General features: G+C 71.9%; 17 protein-coding genes. 3 read left to right on the top strand and 14 right to left on the bottom strand.

Annotated elements, in window-relative coordinates:
* The first annotated feature begins 77 nt into the window (after positions 1-77).
* Positions 78-575: a MarR family winged helix-turn-helix transcriptional regulator gene (locus tag ACH427_RS16420; protein ID WP_398870152.1), complete on the top strand. Its 498-nt coding sequence runs from the start codon at positions 78-80 to the stop codon at positions 573-575.
* Here the strand turns inward: ACH427_RS16420 and ACH427_RS16415 are convergent.
* The 4 genes from ACH427_RS16415 to galT form a co-directional block, all read right to left on the bottom strand.
* Entirely contained in the window at positions 534-1,310 is a 777-nt protein-coding gene (locus ACH427_RS16415; RefSeq protein ID WP_398870151.1) for a LuxR C-terminal-related transcriptional regulator, read from the bottom strand. The two genes, ACH427_RS16420 and ACH427_RS16415, sit on opposite strands and share 42 nt — an antisense overlap.
* A gap of 318 nt (positions 1,311-1,628) precedes the next feature.
* Complete coding sequence (galK, locus tag ACH427_RS16410) at positions 1,629-2,783, bottom strand: galactokinase (RefSeq protein ID WP_398870150.1); 1,155 nt, start codon at positions 2,781-2,783, stop codon at positions 1,629-1,631.
* On the bottom strand, positions 2,780-3,742 hold the full coding sequence (gene galE / locus ACH427_RS16405) for a UDP-glucose 4-epimerase GalE (protein ID WP_398870149.1): 963 nt from the start codon (positions 3,740-3,742) through the stop codon (positions 2,780-2,782). Before galE ends, galK begins: the two co-directional genes overlap by 4 nt.
* Positions 3,739-4,806, bottom strand: coding sequence for a galactose-1-phosphate uridylyltransferase (gene galT / locus ACH427_RS16400; protein WP_398870148.1), 1,068 nt, complete (start codon positions 4,804-4,806; stop codon positions 3,739-3,741). The genes galE and galT overlap by 4 nt, the downstream gene beginning before the upstream one ends.
* Before the next feature lie 103 nt (positions 4,807-4,909).
* Between galT and ACH427_RS16395 the strand changes: the two genes are divergently transcribed.
* Together ACH427_RS16395 and ACH427_RS16390 are read left to right on the top strand one after the other, a co-directional pair.
* Positions 4,910-6,580 (top strand): sodium:solute symporter family protein, encoded by a 1,671-nt coding sequence (locus tag ACH427_RS16395; protein ID WP_398870147.1) that lies wholly within the window; start codon positions 4,910-4,912, stop codon positions 6,578-6,580.
* Positions 6,581-6,598: 18 nt separating this feature from the next.
* Complete coding sequence (locus ACH427_RS16390) at positions 6,599-6,832, top strand: hypothetical protein (RefSeq protein ID WP_398870146.1); 234 nt, start codon at positions 6,599-6,601, stop codon at positions 6,830-6,832.
* Here ACH427_RS16390 and ACH427_RS16385 read toward each other — a convergent pair.
* The 10 genes from ACH427_RS16385 to ACH427_RS16340 all read right to left on the bottom strand — a co-directional run bounded on the left by ACH427_RS16385 (position 6,789) and on the right by ACH427_RS16340 (position 21,234).
* Complete coding sequence (locus ACH427_RS16385) at positions 6,789-7,529, bottom strand: response regulator transcription factor (protein WP_398870145.1); 741 nt, start codon at positions 7,527-7,529, stop codon at positions 6,789-6,791. The genes ACH427_RS16390 and ACH427_RS16385 overlap by 44 nt on opposite strands.
* Before the next feature lie 312 nt (positions 7,530-7,841).
* Positions 7,842-9,236 (bottom strand): hypothetical protein, encoded by a 1,395-nt coding sequence (locus ACH427_RS16380; RefSeq protein WP_398870143.1) that lies wholly within the window; start codon positions 9,234-9,236, stop codon positions 7,842-7,844.
* A 1,336-nt stretch (positions 9,237-10,572) separates the two neighbouring features.
* A complete protein-coding gene (locus tag ACH427_RS16375) occupies positions 10,573-12,411 on the bottom strand; it encodes an ABC-F family ATP-binding cassette domain-containing protein (RefSeq protein ID WP_398870142.1) in 1,839 nt (612 codons plus the stop codon).
* 419 nt (positions 12,412-12,830) lie between these two features.
* Positions 12,831-15,317, bottom strand: a complete 2,487-nt coding sequence (locus ACH427_RS16370) for an ABC transporter permease (RefSeq protein WP_398870141.1) — start codon at positions 15,315-15,317, stop codon at positions 12,831-12,833.
* Positions 15,318-15,424: 107 nt separating this feature from the next.
* Entirely contained in the window at positions 15,425-15,604 is a 180-nt protein-coding gene (locus ACH427_RS16365; protein ID WP_398870140.1) for a DUF397 domain-containing protein, read from the bottom strand.
* Positions 15,601-16,404: a helix-turn-helix domain-containing protein gene (locus tag ACH427_RS16360; protein ID WP_398870139.1), complete on the bottom strand. Its 804-nt coding sequence runs from the start codon at positions 16,402-16,404 to the stop codon at positions 15,601-15,603. Before ACH427_RS16360 ends, ACH427_RS16365 begins: the two co-directional genes overlap by 4 nt.
* 107 nt (positions 16,405-16,511) lie before the next feature.
* Positions 16,512-17,429 carry a 4-(cytidine 5'-diphospho)-2-C-methyl-D-erythritol kinase gene (locus tag ACH427_RS16355; protein WP_398870138.1) on the bottom strand — a complete coding sequence of 306 codons (918 nt, stop codon included), beginning with the start codon at positions 17,427-17,429 and terminating at the stop codon, positions 16,512-16,514.
* A 396-nt stretch (positions 17,430-17,825) separates the two neighbouring features.
* Complete coding sequence (gene rsmA, locus ACH427_RS16350; protein ID WP_398870137.1) at positions 17,826-18,698, bottom strand: 16S rRNA (adenine(1518)-N(6)/adenine(1519)-N(6))-dimethyltransferase RsmA; 873 nt, start codon at positions 18,696-18,698, stop codon at positions 17,826-17,828.
* Positions 18,695-20,194: a ubiquitin-like domain-containing protein gene (locus ACH427_RS16345; protein ID WP_398870136.1), complete on the bottom strand. Its 1,500-nt coding sequence runs from the start codon at positions 20,192-20,194 to the stop codon at positions 18,695-18,697. Before ACH427_RS16345 ends, rsmA begins: the two co-directional genes overlap by 4 nt.
* 98 nt (positions 20,195-20,292) lie before the next feature.
* The gene (locus ACH427_RS16340; protein ID WP_398870134.1) at positions 20,293-21,234 is read right to left on the bottom strand and encodes a TatD family hydrolase; all 942 of its coding nucleotides are present in this window, start codon (positions 21,232-21,234) and stop codon (positions 20,293-20,295) included.
* Between the last annotated feature and the right edge of the window lie 25 nt (positions 21,235-21,259).

Raw genomic sequence — 21,259 nt, 5'->3', positions numbered from 1 at the left:
CGATGAATCCAGCATCCGCCCCGAGGTCTCTTGACGTCAAGAGACTTCATGTCGACAGACCAACTACACTGATCGTCATGGAGGACGAGGTCGATCGACTTGTGTCAGCGTGGCGCCGCGAGCGCCCGGACCTCGACGTGGAACCGCTCGAGGTGCTCAGCCGCGTCAGCAGGCTCGCCCGTCACCTCGACCGGGCCCGCCGACTGGTCTTCGCGGAGCACCAGCTGGAGCCGTGGGAGTTCGACGTGCTCACCTCCCTGCGCCGCGCGGGCGACCCCTATCAGCTCTCCCCCGGCCAGCTGCTCACCCAGACGCTGGTCACCTCCGGCACCATGACCAACCGCATCGACCGGCTCGCCAAGCGCGGCCTCGTCGAGCGGCTGCCCGATCCCAACGACCGCCGGGGCGTGCTGGTGCGGCTCACCGCCGAGGGCCGCGACCACGCCGACGAGGCGCTCGCCGGGCTGCTCGCCCAGGAGCGCGCCATCCTCGCCCGGCTGCCCGGCGGACAGCGCCGCGAACTGGCCGATCTGCTACGTCAGTTGACCGCCCCGTTCGACAATGTGCCCGGCTAGGTCGACCGGGCCCACCCCGGCCCGCCGGGCCAGCGCCACCGCGGCGAGCGTGGAGTGCACGCCCAGCTTCCCCAGCACGTTCTGCATGTGCGTGCGCACCGTGTGCGGGGAGAGGTAGAGCCGCTCGGCCACGGCCTTGCGGCCCAGCCCCGCGACCATGCAGCGCAGCACCTCGCGCTCGCGCGGGGTCAGCGACTCCACGAGCCGCTCGCTCTCGGTGCGGTGCTTGCGCGCGGCCGTGAGCTCCCGCAGCACCCCGGTGAGCAGGGCCGGCGGCAGGTGCGTCTCGTCGCGCAGGACGCCCCTGATGACGGCCAGCAGCCGGGACAGCGAGCAGTCCTTGGCCACCCAGCCGCCCGCGCCCGCCTGGAGCGCGGCGGCGGCCCGTCTGGGGTCGTCCCGCTCGGCGAGCACCACCGTCCGCACGGCGGGCTGGCCGCTGCGGACGCCCGCCACCAGGGAGATCCCGTCGACGGCGCCTTCCGTGGGCGTGCCCTCCTGGCCGGGCACGCGCTGCCCCGGCACGCCGTCCGCCGCCACCGTGCCCAGATCGGCGTCGATCAGGAGCACGTCGAAGCGACGCCCCTCGCCCGCCGCGCGCTCCAGGGCGCGCATCGCCGCCGGACCGCTGCCGGCCGCCGAGACGTCCACATCCTGCTCGGCCGCGAGGGCAGCGGCGAGCGACTCGGCGAAGATGCGGTGGTCGTCGACCACCAGAACCCGAATTCGTGCCACAGCCACCCCCATGTCCCGGGTAGGCGGGCAGTGCGGGTACGGCGCCCGGTGCCGGGGTCGCCACGCGCGCACGGCCGCCGCCGTGCCATGACTACTACCCCGCCCCCGGGCGTCGTACCTGACTGTCTCGCCCCCTGATCAGCGTCGGCCCCCACCGGCGCTGTGCATCAGCGTACGGCCGGGGTCCGGCGACGGAAGCCGATTGGCAAAACTGCCTGACCCGCGTGTTTATGGTGAGCTTTCTGTTCGGTATTGGGGCAGCGAACGACATGGAACGACTCGATGTTGTCCATCTACCCGCCGGTTTTCGCACCCGGCCTACGCCAGGCGACGGGCGCCCGCCCCCGCCACCACCGCAAACACCCGCGGCCGGGCGTGGCCCGCCCGCGCGAAGGCATCCAGAACGGCGCGTTCCACATCCGCTGCCCGCTCCGCCGGCGCCAGCGCCACCACCGATCCCCCGAACCCCGCGCCGGTCATCCGCGCGCCCAGCGCGCCCGCGGAATTCGCAACCGCGACCGCCAGGTCCAGCTCCGGGCACGAGACCCGGAAGTCGTCGCGGAGCGAGGCGTGCCCGGCGTCGAGGAGCGGTCCGACGGCCCGGACGTCGCCCGCGTCGAGGTGCGCGACGACCTGCCGGACGCGCTCGTTCTCGGTGACGACGTGGCGCACCAGCGCCCGTATCCCCGGGTCCGGCAGCCGGTCCAGGGCGTCCTTCAGGCGGTCGTGGGGCACATCGCGCAGCGCGCGTACGCCCAGCGCGCGGGCCCCCGCCTCGCAACCGGCGCGCCGCTTCGCGTACGCGCCGTCGGCCAGCGCGTGCTTCACGCGGGTGTCGACGACGAGCAGCCGCAGTCCGGCGGCCTCCGGGTCGAAGGGCACCTGGCGGTGGGTGAGGTCGCGGGTGTCCAGGTGGAGGGCGTGTCCGGCGACGCAGCTCACGGACGCGGTCTGGTCCATGATCCCGCAGGGGACGCCGACGAAGGCGTTCTCCGCCCGCTGGCAGACGCGGGCGGTCTCCTGCCGGGTGAGGGCGATCCCGGCCGTCCCCGCGAGGGCGAGCGCGGCGGCGCACTCCAGGGCCGCCGAGGAGGAGAGGCCGGCGCCCTGCGGGACGTCGCCGTCGATCTGGACGTCGGCGCCGCCGAGTTCGTGTCCGGCCTCGCGCAGGGCCCACAGCACCCCGGCGGGGTAGGCGGCCCAGCCCGTGGTGCGGCCCGGTTCCAGCTCGGCGGGGGCGAGTTCGGCCCAGCCGGCGCGGGGGTCGTCGCCCCGGTGGAGGCGCAGCCGGCCGTCGGCGCGGGGCGCGGCGGCGGCCCGTACGGTGTGCGGGAGGGCGAGCGGGAGCACGAACCCCTCGTTGATGTCGGTGTATTCACCGATGAGGTTGACCCGGCCGGGGGCGGCCCAGATCCCGGCGGGCGGGTGTTCGAAGGCCCGCTCGAAGGCTTCGGCCGTGGTGTGGGCGCTCATTCGGCGGCCGCCCGCCGGGCGAACTCCCAGGCGTCCTTGATGATTTCGGCCAGTTCCGTGCGGCGGGGGCGCCAGCCGAGGGTCTCGGCGGCCCGTTCGGCGGAGGCGACGAGGACGGCGGGGTCGCCGGGGCGGCGCGCGGCGGCGGTCTGCGGGACGGGGTGGCCGGTGACCTTGCGGGCGGTCTCGATGACCTCGTGGACGGAGAAGCCGCTGCCGTTGCCGAGGTTGCAGATCAGGTGCTCGCCGTCGCGGGCGGCGGAGAGGGCGAGGAGGTGGGCCTCGGCGAGGTCGGCCACGTGGATGTAGTCGCGGACGCAGGTGCCGTCGGGGGTGGGGTAGTCGTCGCCGTAGACGGCCACGGACTCGCGCTCGCCGAGGGCGACCTGGAGGACGATCGGGATGAGGTGGGTCTCGGGCGCGTGCCGCTCGCCGTGGTGGCCGTGGGCGCCCGCGACATTGAAGTAGCGCAGGGAGACGGCGGCCAGGCCGTGGGCCGCGCACTCGCCGCTGATCATGTGGTCGACGGCGAGCTTGGTGGCGCCGTAGGGGTTGGTGGGGGCGGTGGGGGCGTCCTCGGTGATCGGGACGGCCGCGGGCTCGCCGTAGGCCGCGGCGGTGGAGGAGAAGACGAGGGTGCGCACGCCCGCGTCGCGCATGGCGGCGAGGAGGTCGGCGGTGCCGCCGACGTTGTTGCGCCAGTACGGCTCGGGGTCGGCGACGGACTGGCCGACCTGGGAGTACGCGGCGAAGTGCAGCACCGCCTCGTAGGAGCTGTCCAGCCACCGCCCGGCGTCCTGCACGCGGCCCTCGATGAAGCGGGCGCCGTCGGGGACGCTCGCGCGGTGGCCGGTGGAGAGGTCGTCGAGGACGGTCACGCCGTGGCCGGCGGCCAGCAGGTGGGCGGTGACCACGCTGCCGACGTATCCGGCGCCGCCCGTGACCAGGTATGTGCTCATGTGCTCGCTACCTCTCGCAGTCGCTCGGCCGCGGCCTCGGGCGGCACGTCGTTGATGAACACACTCATGCCGGATTCGGAACCGGCGAGGAATTTCAGCTTGCCGGGAGCCCGGCGGACGGTGAAGAGCTCCAGATGCAGGGCGAATTCACTCCTGCGGGGGTGGCGGAACGGAGCCTGGTGCCAGGCGGAGATGTACGGCGTGGGCTCCTGTGCCGTGTTCTCCCCGCCTTCCCGCCCGGCGAAGATCCGGTCGAAGCGCCGCAACAGTTCCAGATAGACCTGTGGAAACTCTGTGCGCGCCGCGTCGTCGAGGAAGCGCAGGTCGGGGACGCGGCGGCGGGGGTGGAGGTGGACCTCGTACGGCCAGTGGGCGGAGTACGGCACGTAGGCCGTCCAGTGCTCGGTGTCCAGGACGATCCGGCGGCCGTCGGCGCGCTCGGCGGCCAGGGTGGCGTCGAAGAGGTTCTGCCCGCCGGTCTCGTCGTGGTGCCGGGCCACGGAGGCGAGCACGCGCTCGGTGCGCGGGGTGGTGAAGGGGTAGCCGTAGATCTGGCCGTGCGGGTGGCCGAGGGTCACGCCGATCTCGCGGCCGCGGTTCTCGAAGCAGAAGACCTGGGCGACGGCGGGGAGTTCGGCGAGGTCGGCGGTGCGGTCGGTCCAGGCGGCGAGGACGAGCGCGGCCCGTTCGTCGTCGAGGCCGGCGAACGAGGCGTGGTGGTCGGGGGTGAAGCAGACGACCTCGCAGCGGCCGGAGTCCCCGGCGAGGGAGGGGAAGCGGTTCTCGAAGACGACGACGTCGTAGTCGGCCGCGGGGATCTCGGTGTCCCGGCCGTCGCGCGAGGGGCACAGCGGGCAGGCGTCGGGCGGCGGGTGGTGGGTGCGGCCCTGGCGGTGGGAGGCGATGACGACGCTGTCGCCGAGGAAGGGGTCGCGGCGGACCTCGGAGGCGCTGGCGACGGCGTCGAGGCGGCGCCGGTCGGGGGCGTCGCGCACGGTGTCGTCGCGGAGGTCGTAGTAGAAGAGCTCGCGCCCGTCCGCGAGCCGGGTGGCCGTCCGCTTCATCCGGAACCTCTCTCACCGAACAGTCCGAACACCTTCACACACAACTCAACACAAGGAAGCATGACCCAACAACGCCGTCAACAGCGAGTGATTGAGGTGACCCATGCGCGAACTGGCCGAAGGGCTGCGCCTTCCCGTCAACGGACTCGACTACACGATCCTCGCCCTGTACTTCGCCGTGGTCCTGGGCATCGGCTTCGCGGCCCGCCGCTCGGTCCGCACCAGCCTGGACTTCTTCCTCTCGGGCCGCTCACTGCCCGCCTGGGTGACCGGCCTGGCCTTCGTCGCCGCCAACCTCGGCGCCACCGAGATCCTGGGCATGGCCGCCAACGGCGCACAGTACGGCGCGTACACGGTCCACTGGTACTGGATCGGCGCGATACCGGCCATGGTCTTCCTGGGCCTGGTGATGATGCCCTTCTATTACGGCTCGAAGGTGCGCTCCGTACCGGAGTTCCTGCTGCACCGCTTCGGGCCGTCCTCACACCTGCTGTCGTCCGCGATCTTCGCGGTGTCGTCGGTGCTGATCGCCGGGGTCAACCTCTACGCGCTGGCGCTGGTGCTCCAGGCGCTGCTGGGCTGGCCGCAGTGGGTGGCGATCGTGGTGGCGGGCCTGTTCGTGCTGGCGTACATCACGCTGGGCGGGCTCTCCTCGGCGATCTACAACGAGGTGCTCCAGTTCTTCGTCATCCTCGCCGCGCTGATCCCGCTCACGGTCGTGGGCCTGCAACGGGTGGGCGGCTGGCACGGGTTGTCCCACACGCTCAAGGCCGGCCACGGCGACGACTACCTGAGCGCCTGGGGCGGTACGGGAATCGGCCATTCCAATCCGCTGGGCGCCAACTGGCTGACCATCGTGCTGGGTCTGGGCTTCGTGCTCAGCTTCGGCTACTGGACGACCAACTTCGCCGAGGTGCAGCGCGCGCTGTCCGCGAAGAACCTCGGCGCCGCCCGGCGCACCCCGCTCATCGCCGCCTTCCCCAAGCTCCTCATCCCGCTCGCCGTGGTGCTGCCGGGCCTGATAGCCGCGGCCATGGAGCCGGCCCTGGGCCGCCCCGGCGGCGATCTGAGCTACAACGACGCGATCCCCGTGCTGATGCGCGACCTGCTGCCGAACGGCGTGCTGGGGCTCGCGGTCACCGGGCTGCTCGCGGCCTTCATGGCGGGCATGGCGGCCAACGTCTCGTCCTTCAACACCGTCTTCACCAACGACATCTGGGCCGCCTACCTCCGCAAGGACCGCCCCGACGCGCACTATCTGGCGACCGGACGGTGGGTGACCGCGATCGGGGTGCTGGCGGGCATGGGGACGGCCTTCATCGCCTCGTCGTTCAGCAACATCATGAACTACCTCCAGACCCTCTTCTCGTTCTTCAACGTGCCGCTGTTCTGCGTCTTCATCATCGGCATGTTCTGGAAGCGGGCCACGGCCGCGGCGGGCTTCTGGGGGCTGCTGTCCGGCACGGCCGCCGCGATGCTCAACTACTTCTGGCTGTACAAGCAGGGCGTCGTCTCGATCCCCTCGGACCAGGGCGCCAACTTCGTCTCCGCGATCGTCGCGTTCGCGGTCGGCGCGGTGGTGACGGTGGCCGTCTCCTACGCCACCGAGCCCGCGCCCCTCGCGTCGCTCGCGGGGTTCGTCTACGGCACGACCGCGCCCGGCGTACCCGAGCCGCCCGCCGAGGGCGACGACGCGTGGTACCGCAGGCCCGCCCTGCTCGGCTGGGGCGCCGTCGTCCTCGCCGCCGCCTGCTACGTCCCGTTCTCCTTCTGACCCGCCCGAGGAGTTGTCGTGAAGCGCAAACAACGGCTGTTCGACCTGCGGCTGATCATCGGGGCCCTGTTCGCGGTGTACGGCGTGATCGTCACCGGCGCCGGGCTCGCCGCCTCCGACGCGGACCTGGACAAGGCCCAGGGCATCAACATCAACCTCTGGACGGGCCTGGGCATGCTGGCGCTCGGGGTCTTCTTCCTGGTGTGGTTCAGGCTCCGCCCCGCGGCCCCGCCTGAGGACGCGGAGGGATGACGCGGCCCGTGACCCCGGGGGCGGCGGCGGTGGCGCCCGCCGCGCGGTCCAGGAGACCCGTACGGGCCGCGAGGGCCGCCGCCTCCAGCCGGGAGCCCACGCCCAGCTTCATCAGGACGCGCTGCACGTGGGTGCGCGCGGTGCTGGGAGCTATTCCCATGCCCGCCGCGATCAGCCGGGTGTCCTCGCCCTCGGCGACCCGCACGAGCACCTCGACCTCGCGCGGGGTGAGCAGCTGGAGCAGCCGGGCGCCCTCGTCGTCGGGCTGGGCGGCGGGGTTGAGGAGCTCGGCGAAGGCGCCCTGGAGCAACTGCGGGTCGACCGCGGCCTCGCCCGCGCGGGCCTTCATCATGGCCCGCTCGACGCCCTCGATGCGCTCGTTGTGCCGGACGTAGCCGGAGGCGCCCGCGGCGAAGGCGGCGGCGATGCCCAGCGGGCTCGGCACCGGGCCGAGCACCACGACGGCCACCTGCGGCCGCTCGCGCTTGATCCGCACGACCGGGTCGAAGGCCCCCGGCTCGGCGGGCGCGGCGGTGCCCAGCAGGCACACCTCGGGCGCGCGGCTGACCACCAGGTCGGCCGCGCCCGCGCTCGGTGCCGCCGCGGCCAGCACCCGGTGTCCGCGCAGCTTCAGGGCCGAGGCAAGCGCCTCGGCCAGCAGTCGGTGGTCGTCGACCACCATGAGCCGCACGCCCATGCGCTTGCCCCCTGTCGCCCGCGTACGTCTCTCGTCGGCCCTCTTGTCCCCCGGAAGCTACACGCTTGTTCGACGTTCCGCGCCCCTTACCGGTGAGAAGTCCCCCGGAATGCCGAAATCCCTGCCAATCACGTGTACTTCGAGACTGAAACGGATCGTTCAGGCACGGAGGCGTGACGGGCAGGGATACGACTTTCAGCGTGCTTCATCGTGCGTCAAGCGATCGGAAACGACTACGGCACGGGCGCTACGCCAGGAGGTCCGGCCGGCCCCGGCGTCAACTTCCGGTACCGGCCGTTCCGCCCGGTGGGATCAGCTTCCGCCGAACACCGCCATCAGGTTCTCGCGGTCCAGGCCGGGGGTCGGCTTGTGGACGAAGTCCGAGCCGAGGAAGAGCCGGCCCTGCACCCAGAGCCCCTGCTTGAACTGCGGGGAGAGGTCCTGCTCGACCTTGGCCGAATCGTCGCCGTTCTTCAGCAGCACATCGGCCTTGTACGTCTTGGGGTCGATGCGCAGCACCTGCCCGCCGCCCTTGTAGGTGGCGTTCTGGTAGGCGATCGCGTAGCCGTCCTTGTCGACACCGAGCGGCATCAGCTGGGCACCGGGTACGCCCTCGGTCTTGCCCTTGGTCTGGCCGGAGTTCAGGTCGAAGGCGATGATCTCGTTGACCTGGCCGGGCTGGTCGGAGTCGCCCGAGGAGTGCTGCTTGGTCGGGAGGTAGAGCGTGTCCTTGGTGACGGAGATCTTCGTGCAGCCCTCCGCCTCCGTGGCCGGGCACTTGGGCTCGTATTCGCCGTTGCCCGTGGAGATCTTCGACTTCAGCCTGCCTTCCTTGGCGCTGTCGTCGATCACCATGAAGTCCGAGGCGCCGTTGCCGGTGGAGTCGCCCGCGGAGACGGCCACGACCAGCGGATCGGTGGACGCGATGTGCGGGTAGTCCAGGCCCATCGGCATCTTGAACTCGGACTTGACCCCGCCCGACTTGGGGTCGAGGGTCTGGATGCTCAGCTGCGGCCGCTGGTAGTCGCCGCAGCGGCGTACGGCCACGAGCTTGTCGCCGCCGCCGTAACCGGCGTCCTTGCAGTCGTCACCGTCCTTGGGCTTCCACAGCTCCTTGCCCCCGTCCAGCGTCCAGGCGGCGCCACCGGTGGGACCGCCCGCAGCGACGGTGCCGCCGCCGATGGTGACCTCGCTGAAGGTCATGTCCTTGTCGCCGGTCTTGGCGGTCTTCTGCCAGAGCTTGGTGCCCTTGTTGAGGTCGAGGGCGACGACCTGCGTGCAGGGACCGCCGTAGGGCTTGTCATCGGTCTGCTTGCCGTCGCTGACCAAGATGACGGCCTTGCCGTCGGCCGTGGCCTGCGGATTGGCCCAGCAGATCGCGCCGTCGACCGGGATCTCCCACTTCTTGCCGCCGGACAGGCCGTAGCCGGTGACCTTGTAGACGTCCGACTTGGCGACCACCTGGTCGGTGGCCCACATGCCCTGGGCGTGGACCATGTCCTTGACGTCCTGCGACGGCACGCTGAACAGCAGCTTCCCGTCGACGGTCTTGGGCTTGGGCCCGCTGTTGCCGCCACCGCCCGTCTGGGAGCTGTCGCTGCCCTTCCTGGCCTGATCGTCCTTGCCGCCGCTGCCGGAAGCGGCGTACCAGATGCCACCGCCGACGACGAGTACGAGGGCGACGGCGGCGGAGACGATGACCGCCATGCGCTGCTTTCCGCGGCCGTCGCCATTGCCGTTGCCGTTGCCGGGGCCGGGAGGGCCGGGAGGGTACGCGCCGAGGCCTTGTCCCGTGCCGGGCTGGCCGAATCCCTGCGGCGGCTGGGGGGCGCCGAATCCCTGCGGCGCACCGGGGGGCGGTCCAGGCCGGCCGGGGTAGCCGTAGCCGGCCGGCGGCGGGCCCTGCGGGGCGCTCGGCGGCGGGGGCGGAGGTGTCTGCGGCGGGCCCTGTGGGGCGGCCGGCGGTGGGTAGCCGTAGCCCGGCCCGCCCTGCGGCGGCGCCGGCGGGTAGCCGTACGAGGGGTTCGGCGCTCCGAAGCCTCCGCCTGGCTGCGCCGGGGGAACCCCTGGCGGCTGGTTGGGCGGCTGGGGCGGCTGTGACATCAGCTTTCCTCTTTACGCGGGTGCGGCACCCGTCCGTTCTCCCCCGCGCTCCCGGTGACCATGGCCGAAAACGACCGAAATTCCACCGGGAAGGAGCGAATCGGGCGCGCATCCCGCCAGTCGGGCGGCAGGCGAGCGGATGTCTTTTGTATCACCCGATTCCGGGGGCTCAGGTGCGGTTACCGGGGTTCGGGGTCTGCCGTGACGAGACCGTTGCGAGGTCTTTCGCCGGGGCGGTTTCCGGCCATGCGCCGTGCGGCGGGCTCCCGGCCTCTGGGTGTGGACCGGTTGTCGCCTACGGCGGGCTTGTTCCCCTGCCCGCCCCTTCCCGGCTGCGTCTGATGTGCGGCTCCGCCGCGTGGGGGGGCACGTGCCTCAGCCCCCCGGGCGCGGCCGGTCGGCGCCTGCGGCGGGCTTCTTCCCCTACCCCGCCCCTTCCCGGCTGCGTCTGATGTGCGGCTCCGCCGCGTGGGGGGGGGCACGTGCCTCAGCCCCCCGGGCGCGGCCGGTCGGCGCCTGCGGCGGGCTTCTTCCCCTACCCCGCCCCTTCCCGAAACTGGGGCGCTGCCCCAGACCCCCGACTGCGGGTCCGTTGCCGCCTGCGGCGGGAGCGCCCTGCGGGCGCGTCCTCAAGCGCCGGACGGGCTGAATGCGAACCCTGAAGCGGACACGTCCCGCACTCGCCCTCCGGTGGGAGGCCCCGCACTTGCCCTCCGGCGGGAGGGGGTGGGGCTGGAGGGTGGGGTTCTGGAACGCGGTGCGATTTCAGGGCACTCCATGCGCATGACCCGCAGCGCACCGCGTTCCAGGTCCCCAGCCCGGAAGACCCGCCCCCGACACCCACCACCAACCAGCCCGGCCGGCGCTTGAGGCCACCCCACCGAAAGCACAACGGACCCGCAGAAGACAATGGCGAACCACCGCAAGGCGCAAGCAACCGCTACGCGTCCTCAGCCAACTCCAGCCAGCGCAGCTCCAGTTCCTCCCGCTCCCCCGCCAACTCCCGCAGCTCCGCGTCAAGCTTCGCCACAGCGGCGAAATCAGTAGCCCGCTCCGCGATCGAAGCGTGCAGCTTCGTCTCCTGGTCCGAGATCCGGTCAAGCCGCCGCTCGATCTTCTGAAGCTCCTTCTTCGCCGCCCGCGCGTCCCCCGCGGACTTCGCGGACTTCGCGGACTTCGCGGACTTCGCGGACTTCGCGGGAGCCGCGGCGGCAGCCGGAGCGGCAGCGGGCGCAGCAGCCTCGATGACCCGCTGCCGCCGCTCAAGGTATTCGTCGAGGCCACGCGGCAGCATCCGCAGGGCCTTGTCGCCGAGGAGGGCGTAGACACGGTCGGTGGTGCGCTCGATGAAGTAGCGGTCGTGGCTGATGACGATCATGGAGCCGGGCCAGCCGTCGAGGAGGTCCTCCAGCTGGGTCAGGGTCTCGATGTCGAGGTCGTTGGTCGGCTCGTCGAGGAAGAGGACGTTGGGCTCGTCCATCAGCAGGCGCAGGATCTGGAGCCTGCGGCGCTCACCGCCGGAGAGGTCGCCGACGGGCGTCCACTGCTTCTCCTTGGTGAAGCCGAACTTCTCGCAGAGCTGCCCGGCGGTCATCTCCCGGCCCTTGCCGAGGTCGACCCGGTCCCGCACCTGCTGGACGGCCTCCAGGACCCGCTTCGTGGGATCGAGTTCGCCGACCTCCTGCGAGAGGTACGCGAGCTTGACCGTCTTGCCGACGACGATCTTCCCGGCCGCCGGCTGCTGCTCGCCCTGCGTACGGGCCGCCTCGGCGAGCGCGCGCAGCAGCGACGTCTTGCCCGCGCCGTTCACGCCGACCAGACCGATGCGGTCGCCCGGACCGAGCTGCCAGGTCAGGTGCTTGATCAGCTCCTTGGGGCCGGCCTGCACGGAGACGTTCTCCAGCTCGAAGACCGTCTTGCCGAGCCGGCTGTTCGCGAACTTCATCAGCTCCGCGGTGTCGCGCGGCGGCGGTACGTCCGCGATCAGCTCGTTGGCCGCCTCGATGCGGAACCGCGGCTTGCTCGTGCGCGCCGGGGCGCCGCGCCGCAGCCAGGCGAGCTCCTTGCGCATCAGGTTCTGCCGCTTGGCCTCCTCGGTCGCGGCGATCCGCTCCCGCTCGGCCCGGGCGAAGACGTAGTCGCTGTACCCGCCCTCGTAGTCGTGCACGTCACCGCGCTGCACGTCCCACATGCGGGTGCAGACCTGGTCCAGGAACCAGCGGTCGTGCGTCACGCACACCAGCGCCGAGCGGCGCGCCCGCAGGTGGGCCGCCAGCCAGGAGATGCCCTCCACGTCGAGGTGGTTGGTCGGCTCGTCCAGGACGATCATGTCCTGCTCCGCGATCAGCAGCTTCGCGAGCGCGATGCGGCGCCGCTCACCGCCCGACAGCGGGCCGATGACCGTGTCCAGACCGCCCTCGAAACCGGGCAGGTCCAGGCCGCCGAACAGGCCCGTCAGCACGTCCCGGATCTTGGCGTTGCCCGCCCACTCGTGATCGGCCATGTCGCCGATGACCTCGTGCCGGACCGTGGCCTTCGGGTCGAGCGAGTCGTGCTGCGTGAGCACGCCGAGGCGCAGGTGGCCGGCGTGGGTGACCCGGCCCTTGTCGGCCGTCTCCAGCTTGGCGAGGATGCGGATGAGCGTGGTCTTGCCGTCGCCGTTACGGCCGACGACGCCGATCCGGTCGCCCTCGTTGACCCCGAGGGAGACGCCGTCGAGGAGGGCACGTGTGCCGTACACCTTTTCGACGGCTTCCAGATTGACGAGGTTGGTGGCCATTCCGCTCCTTTGGGTGATCGGCTTTCCAGGGTAGTCGGAGCGGGTTGGGCAGGCTGCTGCCCCTGCTTCTGGGTGCGGGTCCGTTGCCGGGTGCGGGTTGTTTGTGCTTTCGGTGGGGTGGCCTCAAGCGCCGGCCGGGCTGGTTTGTGGTGGGTGCCGGGGGTGGGTCTTCCGGGCTGGGGACCTGGAACGCGGTGCGGGTGCCGTTTCGCGTATGGAGTGCCCCGAATTCGCACCGCGTTCCAGAACCCCACCCTCCAGCCCCACCCCCTCCCACCGGAGAGCGAGTGCGGGACGTATCCGCATCAGGGTTCGCACTCAGCCCGTCGGGGGCACCTCTGGGGGCACCCCCGGACGGAGTCTGGGGAGGTAGCTGGGGGAGTTTGAGGACGCGCCCGCAGAGCGCTCCCGCCGCACCGTTACCCCACCGCCTCCACCGGCCGAGAACGCAGCACCCAGACCGTCGGCCCAAGAACAGAAAGCAGGGTCACCGCGAGCCCCCCGCCCACCACCGCGAGCCAGATCGCCGCCGGACCGGCCACCCCACAAGAGACCGCCGCCCCGAAAGGAACCAGCGCCGTCGCCGCCGCGACACCCCCCAGCACCAGCCCCACCCCCGCCACGAACAACGCCTCCACCGCCATCACCCGAAGCACCTGGAGCCTCGTGGCTCCCACAAGCCGCTGGAGCGCCAGCTCACCCCGTCGGTTGCCCACGGAGACGGCGTTGGTGTTCACCACGGACAGCACCGTGTAGCCGACGAGCATCGCGATGACCAGGTAGTTGACCGACGCCTGCGTCCGGCCGCCGCGCGCGTGCGCGGCCACTACCGCGTCGCGGCCGCTGATCTTCACGCCGGGACCCGCGACAGCGGAGAGGTCCGTGCCCGGAGCGGTTCGGACCAGGATTTGCGAGGGCAGGCCCGCCGTCGTGTGCGGAGCGAGGAGTTCCGCGCTGGTGAGCAGCGTCTCGAAGCCCTCGCGGGGCGTGAAGAGGGCGGCGACGCGTACGTCCGCCACGGAGCCGTCGCCGAGTTGCAGCCGCATGCTGTCGCCCACCGTGCGGTGGATGTGGCGCGCGACGCTCTCGGGCAGGGCGACCGCCGCGCCGCGCAGGTCGCGCAGGCTGCCCGCCGTCGCCTCGGTCGCGAGGGTCCGGGTGACGGCGTCCGCGCTGACGCCCTGCAAGGGCAGGCCCTTGGGGTCGCCGCCGGTGTAGCCGGTGCTCGTGACGTACGCGCCGGCCGCCGTGACGCCCGGCAGGGCGCGTACGCGGGCGAGGAGTCCCGGGTCCACGCCGCCCGCCGCCGTCGTGATCACCGCGTCGGCCCGCAGGTTCTCGGTGAACGCCTTGTCCGTCGCGGCCGCCGTGGTCGTCTGGAGGTAGAGCATGCCGGTCGCGATGCCGCTGGCCAGCATCACCGGGGTCGCGATCGCCGCCGTCCTGGCCGCGCGGGCGCGGCAGTTGAGGACGGCCAGCCTGCCGGAGGCGCCGGCGAGGAGGCGTACGGGCCAGTGGAGCAGGACGGTGACCGCCTTGGTGAACCACGGTCCCAGCAGTGCCAGCCCGATCGCGCAGCACATCACCGTCGGCCCCGCCGTGCTCGCGGCCATCGGGCCGCGCAGGACCAGCGCGGTGACCAGCGCCAGCGCGACCGTACCCGCGAGGAACAGCAGCCCCGCGGCGATGCGTACGGGATGCAGCCGGTCCTTCGGCGCGGCCGCCTCGCCCAGCGCCTCCACGGGCCTGGCCTTGACCGCCCGCGCGCTGCCGAGCAGGCTGCCGGCCACGGCCGTCAGCAGCAGCGCCCCGTACGCCGGCATCGCCGGGATCCAGCCCTGGCTGAACTCGACCGTGTCCGCGATCATGCCGCTGTCGACCAGCGCCCCGTAGAGCCACCGCCCCACCACCGGCCCCGCGGGCCAGGCCGCCGCCGCGGCGAGCAGCATGACCATCAGGGTCTCGCCCAGCAGCATGCGCCGCAGCTGGCGCGGGGTCGTGCCGATCGCCCGCAGCAGCGCGAGTTCGCGGCCGCGCTGCTGCGCGGAGAGCGAGACCGTACCGGCCACGACGAACATCGCCACCAGCACGACCAGCCCGCCGACCGGCCCCGAGAGCGCGACCAGGTCCTCGCCGCCCTGGAGCACCTCCGGGTGCTCGACCGCGCCGCGGTCGTCGCCGGTGAACAGGCTGACGCGCTGCCCCGCGAGGGCCTCGGCGACGCCCTTGCGCACGGTGTCCCGGTCCGCGCCCGGCGCGAGGGTGACCGCGATGTCGGCGACCGTGTCCGGCCGCCCGGAGAGCGTCACCGCGTCGGACGCGGAGAAGAACAGCGTGGCCCGGGGCACGTCCCGCGCGGTGGCCACACCGCTCACGCGGTACGCGGCGGAGCCGCCGTGCGCCGCGATCCGTACCCGGTCCCCCACGCCGGCCCCCGCCCGCCGCGCGAGCCCCGCGTCGAGGACGACCTCGTTCCCGGCCGGGGCGCTGCCGGAGGTCAGCGCGTACGGCGTGAGCGCCGCCGACTCCCATCCGTGCGCCTCCGCCTTCGCGGGGGCCTCCTTGGTGAGCACCGCCGCGTCGAAGGTGCGCTCCCCGACGGCCGTACGGACCCCGGGCACGGCCCGTACTCGCTCGGCCAACTCGGCGGGAATTCCGACCCGTTCGGGGAGAACCGTGGTCTTCTTCTTGTGCTTCTTGCCCGTCCGCACCTCGTGCGTACGGTCACCGGTGACGAGCAGGTCCGCGCCCGTGAGGCGCTGCGGCGGGACGTTGTTCCGGATACCGGTCTCCATCAGCCCGCCGCACGCCATGACGAGCGTGGCGCCGATGAAGAGAGCGAGGAAGGTGGCGGTGAATCCGCCTATTCGATACCGCAGCGATCTCGCTGCGAGCTTCCCCATCATCGACGGCCACGCCCCTTTTCGCTCACTGTCCTGGTTACGGATCCACGCTAGGGAGCGGCGGGGTTCCGGCCCATGGGAACAGCAGGTGAGTGAGGGTGGGGGTAGCCCTACCCGTCACTCGCGGCGGCGTACGTGATGAAGGTTGCCCAGGCGTGGGCGCCTATGGTGATTCTGGGTCCGTCCTTGCGCTTGGAGTCACGTATGTGGACGGTGTGGGAGAGGGTCGAGATTTCGACGCATGCTGCGGCGTCGTTATCGCTGTAGCTGGACTTGAACCATGCGCTCACAGTTCCTCTGACACCTTTCTAATCAATTGGGCCGATTTTTCTGGGCTGAGCGCGTGCGCACGAAGCAGTGCATGACGCTTGATGAGGACACTCACCATCTCTGGGTCGGCATGCAGATTGCTCATCAGCTGTGCTTCCTGATACCCGTAATACCGATGCTCGGCGGTCTCCAGCACGGTGAACGAGCCTTCGCACCCGATGGTGGAACCGATGGGGACCACCTGGATGCAGATGTTGCGCGCCATCCCCTCCTCCACCAGACGCGCGAGCTGACGCTTCATCACATCTGGCCCACCGAACGCGGCCCGCAAAGCCACCTCATGGATCACGAAGTTGAACACCGTGGTCGGCTTACGCAGAAGGTCTTGGCGCGCCAAGCGAGCCACTACGCGCATCTCGACGAGCTCGTCACTCACAGGGGGATAGCGACCGGACAGGAGCGCTCGCGCATAATCCTCGGTCTGCAAGAGGCCGGGGATGAGCAGCACCTCGTACCAGTGGAAGGCGATCGCCTCCGCCTCGATCTCCATGTACTCACGCGCGCGGCTGGCGACTTTCTCCGGCTCCAGGTACGGATGGACAGCCGCCAACTTCCCTTTGGCACCGCACAACTCGTCGGCGATCTCCAGGAGATGCTGAGTGGGCCGACGCCTCCCCTGCTCCATGGACTTCACGGTTTCGGCGCCGTAGCCGGATTCTTCCGCCAACTCCTCACGGGAGATGTTCGCTTCGACCCGCCACAGCTTGACCTGGTTTCCGGACAGCCGCCATGCCATCGGCGGCTGCGAGTGATCACCCATGCCAGCACCCTTGCCCTTCGTACCTCGTCGGTACCAACGGAGGCTAGGCACGGGCAAGCCGCATACAGGACCAATTCGAAGGAATTCTGCCCGCACGGGTGAACGGGCTACAGCACGGTCGCACCCGGGACCGGGCCGGAGGTCACGCGTACGGCGCGGCACGTGCCGGAGGCGCGGAGGGCGTCGGCGACCTTCTCGGCGGATTCGGCGTCCTGTACCAGGAATGCGGTGGTGGGGCCGGAGCCGGAGACCATGGCGGCCAGGGCGCCCGCGTCCGTACCGGCCGCGAGGGTGGCGGAGAGGGAGGGGCGGAGGGAGACGGCGGCGGCCTGGAGGTCGTTGGAGACCGAGGCGGCGAGGGCGAGCGGATCGCCGGTGCGGAGGGCTTCGAGGAGGGCGGGCGTGGGCTCGGGTTCGGGTACGTCGGCGGAGGTGGCGCCCGTACCGGAGGCGACGCGCAGCCGGTCGCACTCGGCGTAGACGGCGGGCGTGGAGAGCCCGCCGTCGGCGACGGCGAAGACCCAGTGGAACGTGCCGCCGACGGGCAGCGGCGTGAGGATCTCGCCCCGGCCACGCCCGAGCGCGGCCCCGCCGACGAGGCTGAAGGGCACGTCACTGCCGAGCTCGGCGCAGATGTCGAGCAGCTCCTCGCGGGAGGCGCCCGTACCCCACAGCGCGTCGCAGGCGAGCAGCGCGCCCGCGCCGTCGGCACTGCCGCCGGCCATGCCGCCCGCGACGGGGATGTCCTTGGCGATGTGGATGTGGACCCGGGGCTCGCGTCCATATCGCGCGCCGAGTGCGAGCGCCGCGCGCGCCGCGAGGTTGGTGGCGTCCAGGGGGACCTGCGCCGCGTCCGGTCCCGCGCAGGTGATCTTCAGGGTGTCGGCTTCCTCGACGGTGATCTCGTCGTGGAGGCCGACGGCGAGGAAGACGTTGGCCAGGCCGTGGAATCCGTCCGGGCGGGCGCCGCCCACTGCGAGCTGGACGTTGACCTTGGCGGGTACGCGGACGGTGACGGCGGTCACTTCGGCTGGCTCCTCGGGTCGGTGTGGGAGTCGATGCTATCGGCGGGTTCCTGGCTGGGGCTCGCGCCCCGGGGTGCGGCCGGGTGCGTCTGCGGCTCCGCCGCGTTGGGGGGGTGCCTCATCATGCTCGTTGCCGCCTGCGGCGGGGGCGGCCTGCGGCCGCGTCCTCAAACGCCGGACGGGCTGGTTTGTTCCCCAGCCCCGCCCCTTCCCGGCTGCATCTGATATGCGGCTCCGCCGCGTGGGGGGGCTGCGCCCCAGACCCCCGCAACACGCTTCGCGCGTTGTCCTCAAGCGCCGGACGGGCTGAAAAGAAAAGACCGGCACCACAAACCAGCCCGGCCGGCGATTGAGGCCACCCGAACCCCAGCCACACACAACCCGCAGAAGAAACCGCTAAACCTTGTGCTCGGCGATCGCCACGAACTCGTCCACCGTCAGCGACTCCCCCCGCGCCTGCGGCGAAACACCGGCCGCGACCAACGCCGCCTCCGCCGCCGCCGCGGACCCCGCCCAACCGGACAGAGCCGCCCGCAGCGTCTTACGCCGCTGCGCGAACGCCGCGTCCACCACCGCGAACACCTCAGCCCGACTCGCCGTCGTCTCGATCGGCTTCTCACGCCGCACCAAGGACACAAGCCCGGAGTCGACATTCGGCGCCGGCCAGAAGACATTGCGCCCGATGGACCCGGCCCGCTTCACATGGGCGTACCAAGCGGCCTTCACGGACGGCACGCCGTAGACCTTGGAGCCGGGGGCCGCGGCCAGGCGGTCGGCGACCTCGGCCTGGACCATGACGAGGGTGCGCTCGATGGTGGGGAACTGGGCGAGCATGTGGAGCAGGACGGGCACGGCGACGTTGTACGGCAGGTTGGCGACGAGGGCCGTGGGCGCGGGGCCGGGGAGTTCGGTGACGTGCATGGCGTCGCTGTGCACGAGTGCGAAGTGATCGGCGCGGGCGGGCAGCCGGGCGGCGATGGTCGCGGGGAGGGCGGCGGCGAGGACGTCGTCGATCTCGACGGCGGTGACCCGGTCGGCGGCCTCCAGCAGGGCGAGGGTCAGGGACCCGAGTCCGGGGCCGACCTCGACGACGACGTCGTCGGGCCGCACCTCGGCGGTCCGGACGATGCGCCGGACGGTGTTGGCGTCGATCACGAAGTTCTGGCCGCGCTGCTTGGTGGGGCGTACCCCCAAGGCTGCGGCCAGCTCGCGGATGTCCGCGGGACCGAGCAGGGCGCCGGAGTCGTCTGTGCTGGGGCTGGAGCTCACCCGTGAAGTTTACGGCCGCACACGGGCCACGGGGTCGCCCCCCGGCTGACGTACAGCTTCTTGGCCCGGAGGGTCTGCTCGGAGGCGGGCGCGTCCTGGGGGCGGCCGTTGCCGCCGAGGGACTGCCAGGTGCGGACGTCGAACTGATAGAGGCCGCCGTAGGTGCCCGAGGGGTCGACGGCGTCGGGCCGCCCGCCAGCCTCGCACTGGGCGAGGCCGCTCCAGTTGAGCCCCTCGGCTCCCTGGACGCTGGTGGGGCGGGGCTTGGTGCCGACCCTGATGATCTCGGTGCGGGGTTCGCGGACGGTCTCGGAGGAGAGCTTGGTGGGCTTCTGCTTGACGCCGTTGACGATGCGCAGGGCGTAGGTGGTGCGCTCGACGCCCTTCTCGCCGCGCTGGGAGACGACCTCGGTGCCCTTGTAGAGCGTGGCGTCGTCGTGCCGCTCGGTGTCGAAGTCGATGGGGGTCTCGCGGACCTCCTCGGTGCCGGTGATCCGCATGACGGAGATCGTCTGGCCCTCGCGGGGGAAGCTGTCGGGGTCCACGGAGGTGGTGTCCTGGCCGTGCAGGGTGATGCCGGCGGCCTCAAGGGCCTCGTGGACGGTGGCGGCGTTGGTGCGGATGGTGCGCTCGCGGCCGTCGGCCATGAAGGTGACGGTGCGCTCGGTGCGCACGTCGAGGTCGAGGCCGTGGCGGGAGATGGGGGCGGTGCGGGGGGTGGAGAGGTAGGCGCCCTCGGCCCGTACGCCGAGTTCGCGCAGGGCGCCGTCGACGGTGCGGGCGTGGGTCCACACCTGGTGGTGCTGCCCGTCGAGGGTGAGGGCGACGGGGCGGCCGTAGCGGACGGAGATCTCGTCGCCGCCGGTGAGGCCGTGGTGGTGGCCGGGGGTGACGGCGTCGTGTTCGCCGAGGGGGACGTGCTGGTCGGCGAGGAGCTCGTCGACGTTGTCGGCGAAGGTGTGCAGCGTGCGGGTCTTGCCCTCGACGTCGAGCCGGACGGTCTTGTCGGCGGCGATGAAGGAGGACGTGCCGCCGGCGAGGAAGGCCACCACGAGGGCCTGCGGGAGCAGCTTGCGCAGGGCGTCGGGGCGCTCACCGGCCCGCTTGCGCCTCCCGGCGGCCCGCCGGGAGGCCCCGCGGGACGGCCCGGAGGCGACGGGGGCCTCGGGGGCGTCCTGGGCGTCGGCCGCGGGCTCGTCGGGGGCCTGCGGGGCGAGCGGCTGGCGGGGCAGGTGCGGCAGGTCCTGGACGTCGTGGAGGTCCTGCGGCTCGTACGGCCCGGCCTCCCGGGGCTCGGGCAGGAAGGGGTCGTAGGGGCCGGTGACCGGCGGCTCGTATATCCCGTAGCGGTCGTCGTCGGGCACGTCGTAGGGCACGTACGGGGCGTAGGCGCCGTACGGCGTGGCGGACTCGTACGGGTTGTACAGGTCGTAAAGCGGCGGTGCTTCCGGCGCACCGCGACGTGCGGCACGGGGGCTGCCCGGTGCATGAGTCACGCGACACTCCCCTGGGTCGAGCTATCGGCCCGGGACTGTAGCGGAGGAGCGGTCACTCTCCAAAGTCAGATCATCACACTGTGTCGCACACTCATGCGTCAGTATCCGAACGCCCTTGCGGTGTTCTGGGCGACCGCCGTGGCCAGGGCGTCCTCCGCGATGCCGCGGTAGCCGGCCATCGCGCGCAAAGTGACCGGAATGAGGTACGGCGCGTTGGGCCGTCCGCGATACGGCATCGGGGTCAGGAAGGGCGCGTCGGTCTCCACCAGGATCCGGTCGAGCGGGGCCACGGCGAGCGCGTCACGGAGGTGCTGGGCGTTCTTGAAGGTGACGTTCCCGGCGAACGAGAGGTAGTAGCCCGCCTCGGCGCAGACCTTGGCCATCTCGGCGTCGCCGGAGTAGCAGTGGAAGACGACCGTCTCGGGCGCGCCCTCCTCGCGCAGCACCCGCAGGACGTCGTCGTGAGCCTCGCGGTCGTGGATGACCAGGGCCTTGCCGTGCCGCTTGGCGATGTCGATGTGGCGGCGGAAGGAGCGCTCCTGGGCGGCCATGCCCTCGGGGCCGGTGCGGAAGTAGTCCAGGCCCGTCTCGCCCACGCCTCGGACGTGCGGCAGCGCGGCCAGCGCGTCTATCTGCTCCAGGGCCGCGTCCAGGGCGGCGTCGCCGCCGGGCTCGCGGGCACCCTGCCGGGACCAGCCGTCGGGGTCGCCGAGCACGATCCGGGGGGCTTCGTTGGGGTGCAGGGCCACCGCGGCCCAGACGCTCTCGTGCGCGGCGGCCGTCTCGGCCGCCCACGTGGAGCCCGCCACGTCGCACCCGACCTGGATGACCGTGGTCACGCCGACGGACGCGGCTTTGGCCAGGGCTTCCTCGACGGGCCTGGCGGCGCTTCCCAGCGGCAGCTGGGGGAGCATGTCCAGGTGGGTGTGGGAGTCGGCGACGGGCACCGCCAGCGGCTCCGGGAGCGGCGGAGGGACGTCCTTGTCGTTCTGATTCCGCTTGCCGCCGGAGTTGCCGCTGTTCGATGCTGTTGCCGCCATGCACGCGATTCTAGAGATCGCGGCG

Origin of the sequence: Streptomyces sp. NPDC020379 (assembly GCF_044387105.1) — a bacterium.
In the GTDB taxonomy this organism is placed as follows: domain Bacteria; phylum Actinomycetota; class Actinomycetes; order Streptomycetales; family Streptomycetaceae; genus Streptomyces.
Note: the sequence above shows the minus strand (reverse complement) of the source record. Positions and strands in the feature narration are given on the sequence as shown.

Bases quoted from the DNA above. Each gene is read 5' to 3' on its own strand.
- galK (WP_398870150.1), bottom strand. From the start codon at position 2,783: ATGAGCGCCCACACCACGGCCGAAGCCTTCGAGCGGGCCTTCGAACAC.
- galE (WP_398870149.1), bottom strand. From the start codon at position 3,742: ATGAGCACATACCTGGTCACGGGCGGCGCCGGATACGTCGGCAGCGTG.
- ACH427_RS16395 (WP_398870147.1), top strand. From the start codon at position 4,910: ATGCGCGAACTGGCCGAAGGGCTGCGCCTTCCCGTCAACGGACTCGAC.
- ACH427_RS16385 (WP_398870145.1), bottom strand. From the start codon at position 7,529: ATGGGCGTGCGGCTCATGGTGGTCGACGACCACCGACTGCTGGCCGAG.
- ACH427_RS16375 (WP_398870142.1), bottom strand. From the start codon at position 12,411: ATGGCCACCAACCTCGTCAATCTGGAAGCCGTCGAAAAGGTGTACGGC.
- galT (WP_398870148.1), bottom strand. From the start codon at position 4,806: ATGAAGCGGACGGCCACCCGGCTCGCGGACGGGCGCGAGCTCTTCTAC.
- ACH427_RS16380 (WP_398870143.1), bottom strand. From the start codon at position 9,236: ATGGCGGTCATCGTCTCCGCCGCCGTCGCCCTCGTACTCGTCGTCGGC.
- ACH427_RS16360 (WP_398870139.1), bottom strand. From the start codon at position 16,404: ATGGGTGATCACTCGCAGCCGCCGATGGCATGGCGGCTGTCCGGAAAC.
- ACH427_RS16340 (WP_398870134.1), bottom strand. From the start codon at position 21,234: ATGGCGGCAACAGCATCGAACAGCGGCAACTCCGGCGGCAAGCGGAAT.
- ACH427_RS16420 (WP_398870152.1), top strand. From the start codon at position 78: ATGGAGGACGAGGTCGATCGACTTGTGTCAGCGTGGCGCCGCGAGCGC.
- ACH427_RS16370 (WP_398870141.1), bottom strand. From the start codon at position 15,317: ATGATGGGGAAGCTCGCAGCGAGATCGCTGCGGTATCGAATAGGCGGA.